This window comes from Streptomyces cucumeris, assembly GCF_024295805.1.
Taxonomy (GTDB): Bacteria; Actinomycetota; Actinomycetes; order Streptomycetales; family Streptomycetaceae; genus Streptomyces; species Streptomyces cucumeris.
Genome location: NZ_JANCLX010000004.1, coordinates 407,098 through 423,159 on the forward strand (window position 1 = coordinate 407,098; position 16,062 = coordinate 423,159).

Annotated in this window: 14 protein-coding genes and 1 pseudogene; 9 read left to right on the forward strand and 6 right to left on the reverse strand. The window is 66.2% G+C overall.

Translation table 11 applies throughout. From position 1 onward, the window contains the following. Positions 1-30 precede the first annotated feature (30 nt). Complete coding sequence (locus tag NMK44_RS08780) at positions 31-729, reverse strand: HAD family hydrolase (RefSeq protein ID WP_254740120.1); 699 nt, start codon at positions 727-729, stop codon at positions 31-33. Between the two features lie 152 nt (positions 730-881). On the opposite strand from NMK44_RS08780, the gene NMK44_RS08785 reads away from it, so the two are divergent. Both NMK44_RS08785 and NMK44_RS08790 read left to right on the forward strand, forming a co-directional pair. Next, entirely contained in the window at positions 882-1,571 is a 690-nt protein-coding gene (locus NMK44_RS08785) for a DUF5919 domain-containing protein (protein WP_254740122.1), read from the forward strand. 14 nt (positions 1,572-1,585) lie between these two features. After that, positions 1,586-2,053 (forward strand): NUDIX hydrolase, encoded by a 468-nt coding sequence (locus NMK44_RS08790; protein ID WP_254740124.1) that lies wholly within the window; start codon positions 1,586-1,588, stop codon positions 2,051-2,053. A gap of 4 nt (positions 2,054-2,057) precedes the next feature. Here the strand turns inward: NMK44_RS08790 and NMK44_RS08795 are convergent, their stop codons facing one another. Continuing rightward, positions 2,058-2,633: an HD domain-containing protein gene (locus NMK44_RS08795; RefSeq protein WP_254740126.1), complete on the reverse strand. Its 576-nt coding sequence runs from the start codon at positions 2,631-2,633 to the stop codon at positions 2,058-2,060. Between the two features lie 537 nt (positions 2,634-3,170). On the opposite strand from NMK44_RS08795, the gene NMK44_RS08805 reads away from it, so the two are divergent. The 6 genes from NMK44_RS08805 to NMK44_RS08830 all read left to right on the forward strand — a co-directional run bounded on the left by NMK44_RS08805 (position 3,171) and on the right by NMK44_RS08830 (position 10,159). Then, entirely contained in the window at positions 3,171-3,899 is a 729-nt protein-coding gene (locus tag NMK44_RS08805; protein WP_254740128.1) for a hypothetical protein, read from the forward strand. Positions 3,900-4,128: 229 nt separating this feature from the next. After that, positions 4,129-5,280, forward strand: a complete 1,152-nt coding sequence (locus tag NMK44_RS08810) for a DUF3800 domain-containing protein (protein ID WP_254740130.1) — start codon at positions 4,129-4,131, stop codon at positions 5,278-5,280. Between the two features lie 58 nt (positions 5,281-5,338). Beyond that, positions 5,339-6,697, forward strand: a complete 1,359-nt coding sequence (locus NMK44_RS08815; protein ID WP_254740132.1) for a hypothetical protein — start codon at positions 5,339-5,341, stop codon at positions 6,695-6,697. Between the two features lie 64 nt (positions 6,698-6,761). Beyond that, a complete protein-coding gene (locus NMK44_RS08820; RefSeq protein ID WP_254740134.1) occupies positions 6,762-6,905 on the forward strand; it encodes a hypothetical protein in 144 nt (47 codons plus the stop codon). Positions 6,906-7,233: 328 nt separating this feature from the next. After that, positions 7,234-8,124, forward strand: coding sequence for an RNA polymerase sigma factor (locus NMK44_RS08825; RefSeq protein WP_254740136.1), 891 nt, complete (start codon positions 7,234-7,236; stop codon positions 8,122-8,124). Between the two features lie 544 nt (positions 8,125-8,668). Continuing rightward, positions 8,669-10,159, forward strand: a complete 1,491-nt coding sequence (locus NMK44_RS08830; protein ID WP_254740138.1) for an HNH endonuclease — start codon at positions 8,669-8,671, stop codon at positions 10,157-10,159. 72 nt (positions 10,160-10,231) lie between these two features. On the opposite strand, the gene NMK44_RS08835 is transcribed toward NMK44_RS08830, so the two are convergent. Then, entirely contained in the window at positions 10,232-11,503 is a 1,272-nt protein-coding gene (locus NMK44_RS08835; RefSeq protein ID WP_254740140.1) for a competence protein CoiA family protein, read from the reverse strand. A 153-nt stretch (positions 11,504-11,656) separates the two neighbouring features. Here NMK44_RS08835 and NMK44_RS08840 point away from each other — a divergent pair, with 153 nt between their 5' ends. After that, positions 11,657-12,814 carry a hypothetical protein gene (locus NMK44_RS08840; protein WP_254740142.1) on the forward strand — a complete coding sequence of 386 codons (1,158 nt, stop codon included), beginning with the start codon at positions 11,657-11,659 and terminating at the stop codon, positions 12,812-12,814. Between the two features lie 281 nt (positions 12,815-13,095). Here the strand turns inward: NMK44_RS08840 and NMK44_RS08845 are convergent. From NMK44_RS08845 to NMK44_RS08855, 3 genes and pseudogenes are all read right to left on the reverse strand, one after another. Continuing rightward, positions 13,096-13,829 (reverse strand): annotated as a pseudogene (locus tag NMK44_RS08845) (tyrosine-type recombinase/integrase); the annotation flags it as partial. 347 nt (positions 13,830-14,176) lie between these two features. Then, positions 14,177-15,499, reverse strand: coding sequence for an FtsK/SpoIIIE domain-containing protein (locus tag NMK44_RS08850; RefSeq protein WP_489660289.1), 1,323 nt, complete (start codon positions 15,497-15,499; stop codon positions 14,177-14,179). A gap of 149 nt (positions 15,500-15,648) precedes the next feature. Next, the coding region (locus NMK44_RS08855) for a DNA-directed RNA polymerase subunit alpha C-terminal domain-containing protein (protein ID WP_302887929.1) at positions 15,649-16,062 on the reverse strand (414 nt) is incomplete at its 5' end.

The following is a 16,062-nucleotide window of genomic DNA, read 5'->3' on the forward strand; positions in this document are numbered from 1 at the left end:
GGGATTTTTGGCGGACGTCCCGGGACGTTTTCAGCGGACGGCGTGTTCCAGCGACCGTAGATGGTGCATCAGGGCAGCGACGTCGGTGAGGTCGGCAAGCACCATGTCGGCTCCTGCTTGACGCAGTTCATCCTCGCTGTGTACGCCGGAGGCCACCGCGACGATGTGCGCGCCGGAGTGCAGAGCAGCTTCGACGTCACGCGGGGTGTCCCCAATGAGGACGGTGGGTGCGTCCAACGGAATGCCATGAGCCGTATGGACCCGCTTCCGAGCGACGTCGACCAGGTCGGTCCGATCCGCCGCGTCCGCTCCGTAGGCCCCGGATTCCATGTCGAGCAGCCCATCCAGTCCGAAGGCCCTGAGTTTGACCCGGGCGTTTGCCTGGATGTTGCCGGTCAGGACTGAGGAGACCATGCCGGGCTCCGCAGCCACGGCTGTGAGGGCCTCTCGGGCACCTGGCAGATCACGGCCGCGACGGGTAAGGTCCGCTTCCCGCGCGGCGCCGGCGGCCTCCAATGCTGGAAGGATCCGCTCCCATGCCGGGGGCTCCAGCCCGTGATCCCGGAACATCCCACCAAGGATCAGCCGGTCGGTCCGGCCTTCGGTGCGAGCCGGGTGGGCCGCGGCACGGCCCGCCGCGTCTTTGAAAGCGGCAGCATAGATCTCCTTGCTGACGCCGGAGTTCTCGATGAGGGTGTGGTCGATATCCCACAGCACGATCAGCGGCACCGGGCCAGGGTAGGCACACGCGCACTTCCAGCCACAACCACGTGCCTCCCGCCCAACACACTTGCGGTTCGCCACCGCACTCAGGTTGGCTTTGCGGAGTGAATGAGCGACTGCGTTCCGCGCTCGTCCAACGGGGCCTGACAGTTGAGGAAATGGCCAGCGCCTGCTCCGTGGACCCCAAGACCGCCAGCAGGTGGGTCAGTGGCAGAGTGCCCCACCGGCGGCACCGCTGGACGGTGGCCAACCTGCTGAGCGTCGACGAGGCATACCTCTGGCCGGAGAACGAGCAGGGGACCCAGCGGCTGGGCTCAGACCGCTCGGAACTCGTCGACACCCACCCCAACCGAGCCAGCGTCCCGCGCGACCTGTGGCTGTCCCTCCTCCTCGGAGCGATGAAGCAGATCGACGTGCTCGTCTTCTCGGGCACCTTCTTCGCTCAGACGAACCCGCACATCGCGCGGATGCTCCAGGAACGAGCACAGGCAGGCGTGCGCGTTCGGCTCTGCTTCGGCGATCCGACCGGGGAAGCGGTCCGCATCCGGGGCCGTGAGGAGGGCATCGGAGACACGCTCGCGGCCAAGATCAGGGCATCCCTCACGTACTACCGTGACCTCGTCGGCTACCCGGGCTGTGAGGTGCGCCTTCACGACACCACGCTGTACAACTCGATCTTCCGATACGACGACCACCTCATGGTCAACCCCCACATCTGGGGCCAGCCGGCCAGCGCCAACCCGATTCTCCAGCTCCGCCAGACAGATGGCGGGGAGTGGTTCCAGCGGTACGGCGACAGCTTCGAGGCCGTCTGGACGACCGCGCGCCTTTGGACACCCGACCAGTAGGAGTAGCAACCACCGTGGGCAGGACCGAGTACTACCACGACCCCAAGGCCCCCAAGGCCAACACCCTCATCCCCGCCAGCAACATGCTCGTGGTCGACGACCAAGGCGCCATCCTCCTCCAGCGACGCCGCGACACCGGCCAGTGGGCCCTGCCCGGCGGCGCCCAGGACATCGGCGAGAGCCCGGCACAGTGTGCGGTCCGCGAGTGCCAGGAAGAGACCGGAATCGTCGCGGAGGTCACCGGCTTCCTGGGCGTTTACTCGAACCCGGCGCACATCGTCGCGTACACCGACGGCGAGATCCGGCAGCAGTTCGAGGTCGTGTACATCGGCCGCCCGGTCAGCGGCGAGCCCACGATCAATGATGAAGCCGACGGCGTGCGGTGGGTTAACCCGGACGACCTGCACTCCCTCGACATCCACCCGAGCATGCACGAGCAGATCGGCCACTACCTGGCCGGGACGTACCCCTACCTCGGGTGAACGCTCACCCTCGCAGTTCGACGCCGGCCTCGGCCGCAGCCGCCCGCACCCGATCCACGCTCGCGTGGATGTGCGGTGTGGCCCGGCGAATGAATCGCCCCACCACGCTGTCCTCGCCATAGCGGCCCAAGATCTCGCTCAACCGCTCTGCCGACGTCGTCCGACGGCCGTCCGGCGTCGTGGTCATATCGCAGTACACGAGTGCGTCCACGAGCAGCGGATCATCCAGCAGGGGGAATTCGTCCGCCAGCTCGTCCCGAAGACCGCGCTCCTCGGCCTCCAGTAGCGCGTAGGTGTGGTTCGCCACCAGCCGGACGACCCGTTCGTCAGCCGTATGCGTATCCCGGAGGTACCGGGCTCCGTCCAGGGGATGGAATCCGGTGTGGACGAGCGGGGGCGCATAGCCGATGTCGTGCAGCACCGCGGCGGATTCCAGAACCTCGGCGTCGGCACCGACCAGGGGCGCGATCATCCGGGCACAAGCGGCAACGCCCTGTGTGTGCGCCCATCTGCGCGGAAGGCTGTAGCGCAGCAGCTCGCCCGCCAGTTCATACGCCCAGTTGCCGTTGTTCGTCGCCACGCGGGGAGGATACGACAAAAGCTGGGCGCCCCCGTGATCAGCCCGAGCGCCTCCTCCCACATCGGCCGAGGCGGCTCACTCGGTGTCGCCGATCCTGAGCACGGGAACGCCTTCGGCTACGCGATGAACAACATCATCGGAGGCCCCAACGATGTGCGAGCGACGTTGCTGGTTGACGCTGTGCAGATGTCGCTGGCGTAGCTGAACACGGGCACCGTCAGTTCTCCACACGCAAGACTGGGCCGTGGACGGCAGCCCAACGAGGTTGGTCGGCAACGACGCAGCGTCCTGTGCATAGCCTCGGCACCGGCTGCTGGGTTCCCTGCAGGATCGCCCCAGGGCCGTGGCCATTAGAAGCACTACCTGCGCAACTAGACAAACCGCTCATCCGAACCGGTCACCGCCGTGCGGAATCTGGTCAGACTCGCCCAAGACGGCTCCAACGAGGGGCTCAGATCTACTTCGAACTTCGACCTGTGTGCCGTCGCTCTCACACTGGGCCCGCAATCAATGATCCGGAGGTGGCCCGTGGGCAAAATGACGGAGGAGCAGCGGCAGCAGCGAGCCCGAGCCAGGGCCCGCAGCGCAGCACTGGAAGCAGAGGAGGACGACCGGCGCCGGGAGGAAAAGAATGAGGAGTGGAAACGTGAAGGCACGTACCTGAGCCGCGAGGAGTTCGAAGCGGGCCATCCTTGCCGCGGGTGCGGCGAGCCGATCCTCGACGGCCGTGGCAACCAACCGCCGCTACTGCGGATGACGCCCGAAGAGCAGGCCGAGCACGACGCGGAAGAGGCCCGATACAAGGAGCGTCACGGCGAGTGCCGCGCCGTACGCTGGACGATGAGCGGATCGCGCACGCAGCACTGCGGCCATTGCTGCCCGCCCCCTCCCATAAGCGAGAAGCAGAGGGAAGTGATCGCTGAGCTACTCTCCCACAAGACCGACAAGCGGGAACTGGACGACTGGGACCTCATACTCACTTGCGACCACACCGTCCGTAGGACCCAACACCGTGATCACCAGCACTACTCGATACCCGTAGCACGGTGCCCGGCCTGCGGGCAGCGGCGGGGCGTAGTCGAGGCCGTACACATCGGCCCCACGGAAGATCCCAAGGGCGAGGTCCGGCGGGAACGCTTGGACGCCGAACTTCGGAAAGCCAAGGCGAAACTGGAGCGACAGCGCAAGGCCGCGGCGAAGACGGAACAGCAAGTCGACGAACTCGCCGGGAAACTCGGAGGAACCGAAAACCACTCCGATAGTTGATTAGCGTACTGTCTCGGCGGCAGGCTGCATATGTATGCGTCGGCAACAGGTCTACCGGTCCCTCCCCCGCCAGCTCAGAGGCACCTGACCCCACGCAGACGTTCCGCATACCCGCATCGACACATCCACATGCACGGGGCCAAGCCCGGTCCCCTCCACGGCTCGACGCGGCATGGAGATGATTCCTAGGCGTTGCCGCTACAGGCCCACGTCACCGATCATTTCGCTCATGCCAGACCCAAACACGCGCACGCCCAACTCCGGTACCGGGCTTCCGGGAGCGAGCTACAGCCGCCGAAACCATCGTGCCCTTACCAGCGACCAGCCCGGCCGCAGCCGCTGGTTCGCCATCGACGAGGCTGGCAATGATGGAGATCAGCTCTATGGGCGTGAGCACCGCTACTTCGTCCTCGGTGGCATCGCCATCGATGACGCAGAGGCCGCTGAAATCCTCCAAGACATCCGCACCCGAGCTCGGGTGCAGGCACCGGAGATTAAATTCCAACGGTCCTTCAGCAAGCTGGGCGACGCCTGGAAGCGCGACATACTCGCGGAACTCCTGTCGCCGTCCGGCGCCCTAGCTGGCCGAACCATGCTCTATGTCGTTGACAAGCGGTACATGATCGCTACGAAATTGGTCGACCTGCTCATCGAGGAGCGCTACCACGCCCTCGGCATCGATGTCGTAAGCAACGGGATCGTCCGTAAAATCGCGATTGACCTCGCCACCTGGGGACCGAAAGCTGTGGGCGCCGACCACTTCGATGTGCTGCTAGCCACTACCGCGATGTTCTTCTCCAAGAAAAATCGCCGCGGCGACAAAATCAGCGCCGACGAACTCTACCGTATCTACCGTGAGGCGGCATCCTACTCTCGCCGCAAGAAGAACCCGGCTGTACGCCATCTCGCCGACGTCTTCGAATTCCTGGCGAAACGCACCCGCGTCTATGCCGAGGAATTCGCCGCGGAGCGCAGCCAAGCCGCCGCAGGCGTCCCCAGCGCAGTTGCGGGCCTGGACGATGACGCGATGGACCCGATCATCCCCGCCCTCGCCGCGTTGGTGAGCTCCGCATCCGCACGCTTTGGGCGCCTCGACATCCTGGCAGACGAGCAGCGACTCCTCACGGACGAGAAGTTCGACGTCCTCGACAAGGCGATCGCCGCCATGATCACTACGTGGCACCAGCGCGACGGGCACGCCCTGCGCGGTGAGCTGGTGCGCGGCCAATCCGCCAGCCACCCGTCGCTGCAACTGGCTGACCTCGTCAGCGGGGCCGGCCTGGCATCTACCCGTCACAGCGATACCGACCCCGAATCCCAAGAGGACCTGGATCTGGCAGTGCGACAAATATTCCTGCCCGACAGTCTCCTCATCCCCTAGATTCCCGGTGCGCCACAATCTGGTGGCCCCATGCCGTACCAGTACATACCCTGACAGGATGGAAAACAGATCGGCAGATTCAAGTGACACGTCCAGCACGGCGCACGGCATCGGCGGATACGCTTCTGCGCAGGATCTGCCGTCGGTTCGCCAGCTACATCAGCAGTTGCGGCAGACTCGGGCGCTTCGGTTCCTGATCCCCCGTGATCAGCGCCCGGACCTTGCGGTCGTCGAGCGCCGACTACAACACCTGTGCGAAACCGTGGATGCGTTCTACCAGGTACTGGGGCCCAGGAATTGGATCTTCCACGAGAACCTCCCCGTCGACGCCATCGCCGAGCTGCTCACATCCGAGGGGGGTCCCGAGGCTGCGGAAGAGGCGTTCATCGCCCTGTACACCGACCAGGACGCGCTCGCTTCCCGCCTGCAAGTGATCAACAAACTGCCAGCCCTACGCAAGCGGCGGCATCTAATCCTCAAAGCTCACGAGGACTACGCCGCCGGCCGCTACTACGCCTGCATTCACCTGCTGATCAGCGTCATGGACGGTTTCGTCAACGAATTCGAGACCGTACGCAGGGGCCTGCACGCGCGGCAAGCCGAGGACCTTCATGCATGGGACAGCGTCGTCGGACACCACATGGGCCTGGCCAACGCGCACAAGACGTTCATCAAAGGGAAAAGCGCCACCAACGAGGACCCCGTCTACGAGCTGTACCGCAACGGCATCGTCCACGGCAGCCTCCTCAATTACGACAACGTCGTAGTGGCGACCAAAGCCTGGAACCGTCTGTTCGCGGTAGTCGACTGGGCCAACGCCACACTCAAGGAGAAAACCCCGCCGCCATCCCGGCCGACCATGAGGCAGCTATGGCACTCACTGTCCGAACTTAGTAGGCACCAAAAGGCCAATGACGCCTGGAAGCCACACCGCGTCAGCTCAGACGACGCGAGCTTCAGCCAGGAGGCCCCTGCCTTGGCCACCGAGCAGTTCCTGACGGCCTGGACACAGTGCAACTACGGGCGGATGGCCCAATGGATCTCACAACCCATCCGCGACAAGCACGGCGCTGCCATGCCCCGCGAGGTGAGGATGCTGTACAAGGACCGACCACTATCAGCCTTCGCGGTCTTGACCGTCGACCACATCGCGCCGGCCTCCTGCCTCGTCGAGGTCGAGGTCCACCTGGCCGATCAGCCTGACGGTCAGGCAGTCCCGGCAACCTTTCGGTGGCTCTATGAAGACCCGCAAGGAGACCCTGTCTCGTCGCTGCTGCCGGGCCAGTGGCGGCTGTACTGCTGGGAGCCCGACCGGTTCATCCCTTATCCCGACCTCAAGGGATGGTTGAAGCCGGACCCCAACGCGCCGGACGCGAAACCCGATCTGCGTGAGCGGCCGCAGGGGGGCCTGGCCTGAAGTACGCGAAATGCAGGGCCTGCGGGCACCGATCTCAGCGCCTCATCATCAACCCAATGTCCGCGTGAACTACGAGTCAGTCCAGGTGGTACGTCATGGCGTCGTCTCCGCAGTGGACGTCGCTGACGCCATTGACTGCGCCTACCGACTGCGCCAGAACCTCTCCGACCGCGATGTCGAGTTGTGCACCACCGCCCAGGCCATCTGATCTGACGGCAGCAAGATCAGGCGGGCGCCTCACAACAATTCGCGGCGGTATGTCATGAGGATGAGCCTGCCGCACCTCTTCAGAGATGTACGGCCCATGCCCCGAAAGCGCGGGAAGCGGGAGCCGCTGATCGAAGGAGGTTGTCCGGTGGAGGTTGCCGGCACGTTGATGTCCATCGCTGTTCTTCTGGCCCCGAGCGTGAAGGACTGGGTGGACAGTGTTACCTACCGCAATCGGGCCCAGGGCAGGGCGGCCTTGGTCCGAGCGCGGCGCGGGGAGGAAAGCGAGCAGCACGGTGAGGGGCCGGGCAAGAGGCAGGGGAGGGGCCGTGGCTGAGCAGGCACAGGATGCGGTGTCGGCCTTGGACACCGTGTACCGGGATCACCATGCGGAGATGACCGGGCTCGCCCGTCGACTGCTGGCCGAGGAAGGAGTCCCCGACTCCGTCGTCGGCGCTGAGGACGTCGTGCAGACGGCGTTCGCCAAGGTCCTTCGCGCCCCTGAGAGCGTCCGCGAGCCCCGCGCATATCTGTACGCGGTGATCCGCAACGACGTAAGGGCTGCAGGGCGTGACAACCGTGTGCAAGGGAAGTCGGCCGCAGCGGGTGGTGCACAAGGACAGGTGAGTAGGGAAGTCCACGTCGCCGATTTCAGCGGACTGGTCGCCAACCGCATGGCTGTGTACAAGGCATTGCACGACCTTCCGCCGCAGCAACGCACTGCAGTGTGGGCGACCAAAGCGATGGACTATACGCAGGCCGAAACGGCCGAGTTCATGGGCAAGAGACCTGGCACCATCGCCACCCATGTGCTGCGGGCCGTGGTGGCACTCCGCGCCAATCTCGTCGCGTTCCTTGTCGCGATTGCCACGGTGCTGGTGCTCGGCGGCGGGCGAGCCCTTAAAGAAGTGTCAGCTGCGGGCAGTGAGAGGGAAAGGGATCCGCAAGCGTTCTCGGCCGATGGGGTGGTGTACCTGGCGGGCGCCTTACTCCTTGCCACTGGCCTTACCATCTGGGCATTTTGGGCATGGCGCAAGCGTCGACGGGGATTCGATGAGACCGGAACGTTCGCGCGACAATCAGTGACGAGGCGCCTTCAGCAAGAGCTTGGTCAGTGGTGGTGGAGGCTGGGCTCGGAACGGGACATACGACGGCAAGGTCGAGGTCCCGATGACACATACGGGTACGCGCGAACCCGCGTGTACCTGCCGGACGAATAAGCCGAACCTGCTGTTGAGCCATTCAGCTCGCCGAGGTCTCCTCGTACACTCCCTCAGGAGTGGCATGGCGCACAAGACCCGCGTCATCCCGCAACCAGGCCCGGCCGCCCCCACGGGTGAGCACACGCTTGCGTACAGGCCATGGCAAGTAGGCTACCCAGCTTGCGGACGCCCATCCGTTGGCCCAGCGCGACGCCGAAGAAAGCCCTGAGCAGGTAGTTCTGGTCTCATTCGCCCCCGTCCGGCGCCGTCCAAGAGCGCCACCATCACTCCCTCGACCCCAGGTCAGAACACCCCCGTCCCCCGCCGGACCCCCAGACGAAGAACTGGAAGGCGTGTTGGGGGCAACCCCTCACGAGTTCGAATCTCGTATCCTCCGCCAGTGCCTTCACCGGGCACGATGTCGGAGGGCCCCACCGCTCGCGGTGGGGCCCTTCGGCGTTCGTGGTTGCAGTTACCATGATCGGCGCACCGTCCGCACGAGATCATGTTGCGGAGCCGGCTGCCAGCGAGGCCGCGCAGCCCCAGTCACAGAGGAGAGACGGTGTCCGCTGACAAAGTCATCCTGCACGGCCCGATCGGGGAGTTCGCCCGCCAGCTGAGCCCGTCAGACGATCTGCACGCCGAAGAGATGTATGCGGCAACCATCTCGGTGTGGTCAACAGCAATCGCGCCCACCGTGAAGGTTCGCTCGTACCTACCGGGGGTGCGTCCGACGCTGGTGTGGACTGCGTTTGTCGGAGACCGCTGGAATCCGTCGGAAGGGATGGCGCAAACCGTGGTACGTGCACTGCGCGTGCGGGACTCCTTCACATCGCTGCAGGGGCGCCACCCAGTCAACAGCGTGGCCCACCTCTTCAGCGCGGTGGAATCAGCACGCCGCTATCCCTCCCTGCACACCTCCGCGCCGCGGAGCACGTTGCTTGAAGGTTCTCCGTTCCGAAGGACTCCGGCCGGCAAGCAGCGACTCCAGAGTGAGCTCAACCACGCGTTGCGTCAGGCGTGGGACGGCAGCAACTTCTTGTGGGTTGGCGCGAAGAAGCAGACCCCTGCCCAGCGGGAGCTGGACCGAATACCGCCCATGGTGGGAGTCCTCTGGGGAATCTCGGATGTGGGATGGAAGCAGCGCCCGTACGCACCAGGGGATGACGCCTTCTACTCCCGCTTCCTCCCGTTCAAGCTCCGCGGTCTCCCCCGCGACGGTCGCCTTGCCCAGACCGGCCCCGCTCCCGAGCTGGTCGACGCGTATGCATGGGCGATCGGAAGCCAACGGGAAGTGAAGTTGGGGCGAGCCGCAGCAGAGAAGTGGGACAAGGTCAGAGCTCTTGAGGACTCGACACTGCTAGACAGCCCGGCCCCAAGGGACGCCGCCTTCACGATCCGGGTGGGGGAGCACACCCTTCGGGTGGCAGCGGCACTCGCCGCCGCAGAGATGTCACCCGTCATCGAGCCGGACATGATCGACGCAGCGTGGTCCCTGGTGTGGCGCTCCATTCGCGATGTCGCCGACCTCGCCCATACGGACAGCACTCTGCTTGAGGATCCCCTTGCCAAGACCAGCGTGGCCGTGCCGACCGACGTGGGCTCGGCCGACGTTCGCGTAGAGCCTTCGTGGCACGCGGAGAGCGCCGCCCCGGGCTTCCCCGATATACCTGTCCCGCGGAGAACTGCAGTAGTACAGGCCCCAGACCGAGATTCCCGGGTCACACGCCAGGTCAAAGCGTTGTACAACAACACCTGCCAGTTCTGCGGAACAATGATCGAACTGCCGGCGCCGCTCTTCTCCTACAGCCAAGCTGCGCACATACAGGCGCTTGGAGCGCCCCACAACGGTCCCGACCGAGTCGAAAACGTGCTCTGCCTCTGTCCGAATTGTCACGTCCGCTTCGACATGGGTGCCCGCTTCCTCACTGATGCACTCCGCATCGTCGACGCGGCCACAGGCAATGATCTCGGCCCTCTGACGGTTCATGTTCAGCACCGAATCCGCCTTGAGTACGTCCGGCAGCACCGCTCCCGCTGGGCTGACAAGTAGCGATCATCGCGCACCGAGCTATGTCGCTTAGGGCAAAGACGTGACTGCTGCCGACCAGCGCCAGCCCAGCCGTCAGAGTCTCTGGCGGCCGTTGAGGACCGTGCGGCACACGCTGCAATACATCGCCGCGTACCGCCCGTACCTGCGCATCAGCTGGCTGCACCCGGCGCATGGCCCCAGCTCCCACGTCGGGCATCTCAGCGCGGCGGAGGCGGCGGCCCGCTCGACTGGGGTGATCCGCATCGGATCATGAGAGCCCTGTACGGGCATGCGGGGCAGGGTGAAGCCGCCAGTCGGCTGGCCTAAGTCGCGAATGGGCCGGGCGTCGCTGACGAACCAGCCTTCTTCTCCTGCCCGGCAAGTGCGGTCGATCTCCTGCTCGGCGAAGGTGATCACATCGTCGTCCTCTTCGGCCGAGGCTGGGGGAAGAGGCGTCCGTTCACCGACGATCTCCTCCCACAGCGTGCGATCGTCCAGCGATACCCACATGTGCCGACCGGCCCGGCCGTTGCCGCGGCTGGGCACGTAGACCGGGACGCTCTCCCCCGTGGCGCTCTGCAAGACCAGGTCTTCGATGTGGACTGGCCTCTTCTCAGGCACGCACAGCGCGGGCACGAACCAGTCGGCGTGAATCGCGCCACAGTGACCGGCGCCCTCACTGACGAGGCAGTGGCGGTCGCTGCTCGGTACGCACTTCCAGACCTGAAGGTGACGGTACCCGCCACGGATCACCATCTCTTTGCCATCCGCGATGTCCTTCCACGGCATGTCGTCGACGCGTGCCCACGGCGCTCGGTCGATCAGGGAGGCTGCCCGGTCCTTCGCCACCCAGAGGGGTGTGATGCCGTGCTCCACAGCGTTGGCCGAGCGGCGGTGCACGCTGCTGGGGCTGAGGTGGTGGTACTGGATCTCCCAGCCGATCCGTAGGCCGCTGGGCCCGGCGACGACCGCGTCGGTGACGCTCCGCCGGTTGGCTACGGGAACCTCGGCCTCGGAATCCAGCCCGTACCGCATGGCGGTTTCGACGACCCGTTCCTTCGTGGCCTTGTGCTGTGCACTCTCCGCCGGGGTCGGCTTGTGTGTGACCGGCAGGTGAGAGGCAACCAGGGGCCTTCGGCCACCCACCCTGCCTCGACGGATGAACATCCACGGAGACTTCCCGCCTGTCTCCGACTGGCACTCCCGCCCCTCGTGGTGTGCCAAGCACTCGAGCAGTTGCGGATCTCGGTCGGTGACGCGCGCGGTGATCTCGCCGAGCAGCTCCGGACGGCCCGGATGCCCGAGATCGGGTAACGACAGATTGATCTCTATGCCATATCCGGTGTGCCACACCCCATTCGCCATTCCTCCACGATAGGAACGGCTACTGACACTCAACAGGGCGCACACCAGGGGAATATGGCGGGGCGAGCCCTTTGACACGGCCCTGCAGCGGTATCAATAGACGGGCAAACGATCGCTGACCACTGTCTCGGGAGCACAGGGGTGGGGTAACAAGTGACTGATCAGTCGGTATTCGTCCTGGGGAACGATCTGCAAGCTCTGGAGCCGGCCGCATTCGAGACCGAGGCGGAGTTCCAGGAGCTCCTCGCGCGCCACCCGCGGGTGCTGGATTTCGGCTCTCTGGCCGATGGCCGGCCGTTGCGGCTGGTGCTGGTAGCGCGAGAGATGGGTGTTTCGACGAGTGTGGAGAGCAGTCCGGCCTACTGGCTGGACCATCTCTTCGTCGACGCCGACGGGGTGCCGACGCTGGTGGAGGTCAAGCGGGCAAGCGACACCCGGATCCGGCGCGAGGTGGTGGGCCAGATGTTGGACTACGCGGCGAACGGAGCACGTTACTGGCCCGCAGCGCTGCTTCAGCGCTCCTTCGAGGAGACCTGTGTCGCAGACGGCCGACTGCTGGAGGAGGCGTACGGGGAATTGCTCGGCGACCGCTCCCGGGAGGAGTTCTGGACGACGGTCGAAGAGCGACTGGCCACAGGGCAGATGCGGCTACTGTTCGTCGCGGACCGGATCCCGCTGGAGCTGAGGGCGATCGTCGAGTTCCTGAACCGGCAGATGTGGCAGACCGACGTGTACGCGGTCGAGCTGACTCAGTACCGAGGCGAAGGTGACCTCCGCGTCCTCGTCCCGCGCGTCCACGGGGAGGTCGCCACGGCAGCGAAGTTCCCGTCCGGCCGCCGCACCACGCAGCGAACCACGCGGGACGACATGGACGCGGTGATAAGGACTCGCCTCGCCCCGGAAACGAGGCGTATCGCGACCTCACTACTCGATCACGCGGCTGCCAGGGGACGGCCGGAGGGCGGTACGGCCAAGTACCCGAGCATGTCCGTCTACTACCCAGTCGCTGGCCGCCAGGTGCCGCTCTGGACGCTGTCCCTGTACGACAGCCCCGCCAAGGAGGAGCTCGCCTTCAGCTTCGGATCGATCACCCATCACCTCGACCTCGACGCGACGGCGGCGTTCGCGGAGTCTCTGCCGGCCGTTCCCGAGCTGCAGAAGAAGCTGGAGGTGCAGCGGGAGAAGGGATACAAGGGCTGGCCGTCGGTCCCTCTGACCGCCCTGGCAGCCGAACCCGGTGCTGTGGAAGGGATCCTGGCTGCCATCCAGCAGCTCATGGAGAGCCGGGGATCGTCCGACAGTGTTGGTTGAGCCGGGATTCAGCCCGGTGGCCACCGCTCTGGTTGCAGTTTTGGTTGCATTCACCCCCGTCCGGAGCCGTCCGCCGCCTGTCCAGCGAACCGCTCCGTCGCAGTTCAGAACGCCCCCGGCCTTCGCCGGACGCCCAGACGAACATTTGGAAAGCGTGTTGGGGGCAACCCCTCACGAGTTCGAATCTCGTATCCTCCGCCAGTGCCTCACCGGGCACGATGTCGAAGGGCCCCACCGCTCGCGGTGGGGCCCTTCGACGTGTCGTGGTCTCATTCTTGGTCTCATTGGGCCCCGGAGGGGCCCCACGGCGTCTCGCCGACCTGGTCCGCGGCCCTACGGAGTATGGGCCCGGTCACATGCATGTAGCGCGCCCGCACCGCGCGGCGTCGCTCGGCTCCCGACCCGTGATCGCGTCCACGATCACATCCGGGAAGCCGGGCAGGAGCAGGGCCGCGCCCGCGGCGTGATGTGCATCACGAAGTCGCCCGTCGCGCACACCCGCATCCCGGAGAAGCCTCTTCCACACGTGATAGTCGGTGTTCGGGCTCAGCGGGCCACCAGTCGGCAAGGCGAAGACGTAGCCCTTGTCCTCCCAGTCCGCCCCGGCGTCCGCGCGCTCGCGGTCCTGCTCTTCCTTGTGCTTACGGAGAAGTCTGATCAGCGGGTCGGGAAGGCCGACCGTACGGCGGCCGGAGCGCGACTTCGTGTTCTTGTGCTCGCGCCTCAACAACTCGCGCTGTGGGCAGCAACCCGGCTTCCTGCCGCACGGGGTGTCGCCGCAGCCGTGGCGGTACTTCGGCCGGAGCCGGTTTCGCCGGACACAGAGATACCCAGCGTCGAGGTCTACGTCCTCCCACTGAAGACCCAGCGCTTCTCCCTGCCGGAGGCCGAGCGCCAGGGCCAGGACCCAGCGTGCGCTGTTGCGGAGTCTGGACGCCTCCAGGAGCAGGCTCCGCACCTCCTCGACGGTGTACGGCTCGACCTCTCCCTCTTCGAGCCGAGGGGCACGGGCAAGTGGGCGAAGGACAGCGCGGCAGCGATGACCGCTTGCACCAGCACCGCGTCAACGCGGCCCAAGTAGGTGCGCATGTCTACGCCCCCTCGCGGGTGTGACTGGCGGGGGGGGGATGGCGCGTGGGCCGAGTACGGCCAGCAGTTCGGCGCGCTCTGCTTCGGTAGCGGCATCCCGGTAGAGGCGGTGTGCGTCGGCCAAGGCAGTTGCGTAGTCGCCAGCTCGTACGGCGGTCTCGATCTGGCGAATCGCCTGCCGCGTCTGGGTGTGCACAAGGGACCTCCTTTCAGGCATGGCGGGGGTAGGGACATGGCGTGGATGCGGTCGCGCCGACCGTGGGATGAGCTGGGCTACTTGCTGGCCGGGACCGGTGACGTCAGAGCGCTCACCGGAACGGCCGGCGCATCGGGCCGGAACGGTTCCAGCGCGGGCAGGTCCGGAACGAGGTGCGCGGTATCCCGGCAGACTCCGGCAGCGTTGCCGAGCGACAGATACGGGGTGCGGATGCGGGACCAGCCGCCGGAGGTGTCCCCGGCGACCGCGAGGCCGGGCCGTTCGGGAGCGATGGCGCAGGCCGCGCCGACCGCTTCGGGGGCGATGTCGCCCAGCGCCATCTTGGCGGAGGCTTCGTCGTTCACGCGGTGGCAGACGCGGCCGGTCAGCTGAGCCCGGAGCATCGTCGCGCCCTTGCCCAGTTCCGCGCCGAACCGCTGTCCGCAGACCTCCAGGCAGATGCCTGCCGCGCGGCCGAGTTGGGCGAGCCGGATGAGCTGGGTGACCATCTCGTCCCGCCGTTCCTCATCTTTCCGCGTGGCGACGAGGAACAGCTCGGCCACCTCGTCGACGAGCAGCACCACCGGCACCGGTCGTTCGTCTTCCGGCAGGCCCCAGATGTCCGAGGTGATCTCCTCGTCCGGTGTGCTGGGCGCGATGCCCTGCCGGGCCTTGATCAAGTCGTATCGGTCCTCCATCAGTTCAACGAGAACGGGCAGCAGGTCAGCCGCCTGTACGGGGTCGGTGGCCAGCGCCGACAGCCGGGAAGCGAACGGCGCCAGCTCCACTCCCCGCTCGCAGTCGATCCCGACCAGCACGACCGACTGCCGGGCCAGCCCGGCTATCAGGTGCCGCAGGAACATCGACTTCCCCGACAGCGTCGCTCCCAAAGTGAGCTGGTGCGGAACGGTCCGGTAGTCGCGTACGAACGGTGTCGCGTCCTCCTTCAGCGCCACCGGCACTTTGAGGAAGCCGTCACCGGTCTTGCGTGGCATCCGTACCTTCCTGAGTACGTCGAAGCCGATCAGCCGCAGTTCGACGACACCGGGCTTCACCACCTCCACATACACGCCGTGAACTCCCCAAGCGTGTCGCAGCCGTTCGGCCGAGGCCGCCACGTCCGCCGGTTCCTGCCCCGGTGCCAGCCGCAGCCGGACACGCAGGCCGGTCGAGGTCGGGCGGATGAGCCCGCGCCGGGGCGGGACGGGGTGAACTTCCCGGTGGGTGAGCGCGTGTGTCGCCCAGGCCCGCAGCCGGGACGGCGGGACGGTCAGCCCGCAGGCATCCATGACGGATCCGTACGAGCCCAGCAGCTTCACCGTGGAAACCGGCAGACCGACCGTGGACCAGAACGCGGCCGGATGCCGGGCCCGGAAGTAGGCCGCCCCGCCGACCGGCAGATGGCGGCCACCTTCGCCATCTTGATCAGGCTAGGAGGACCTGGGCGTCTGCCTCTCCGCCGGTGGCCCCTCGGGGAGCCGGGTGCGGTCGGCCGGTGCTCATCGCTGGTTCCTCTGCCTTCCTGGCCCCCCGCGACCCGGCTCAGCGTTCAGTACTGCTCGGTCTCCATAAAACCCGTACTCGCGTTATCGTCCGCCCCGAAGGCGTCCGCGGCGGCGGTCGGGTCGAATCCGGGCGGGCTGTCCTTGAGCGCCAGGCCCATACCGGCCAGCTTCGCCTTGACCTCGTCGATCGACTTGGCACCGAAGTTGCGGATGTCCAGCAGGTCCGCCTCGGAACGGGACAGGAGCTCACCCACCGAGTGGACGCCCTCACGCTTGAGGCAGTTGTACGAGCGGACCGTGAGCTCGAGCTCCTCGATCGGCAGCGCCATGTCGGCGGCCAGGGCGGCGTCCGTCGGGGACGGGCCCATGTCGATGCCCTCGGCGTCCACGTTCAGCTCGCGGGCCAGGCCGAACAGCTCGACCAGGGTCTTACCGGCCGACGCCATGGCATCGCGCGG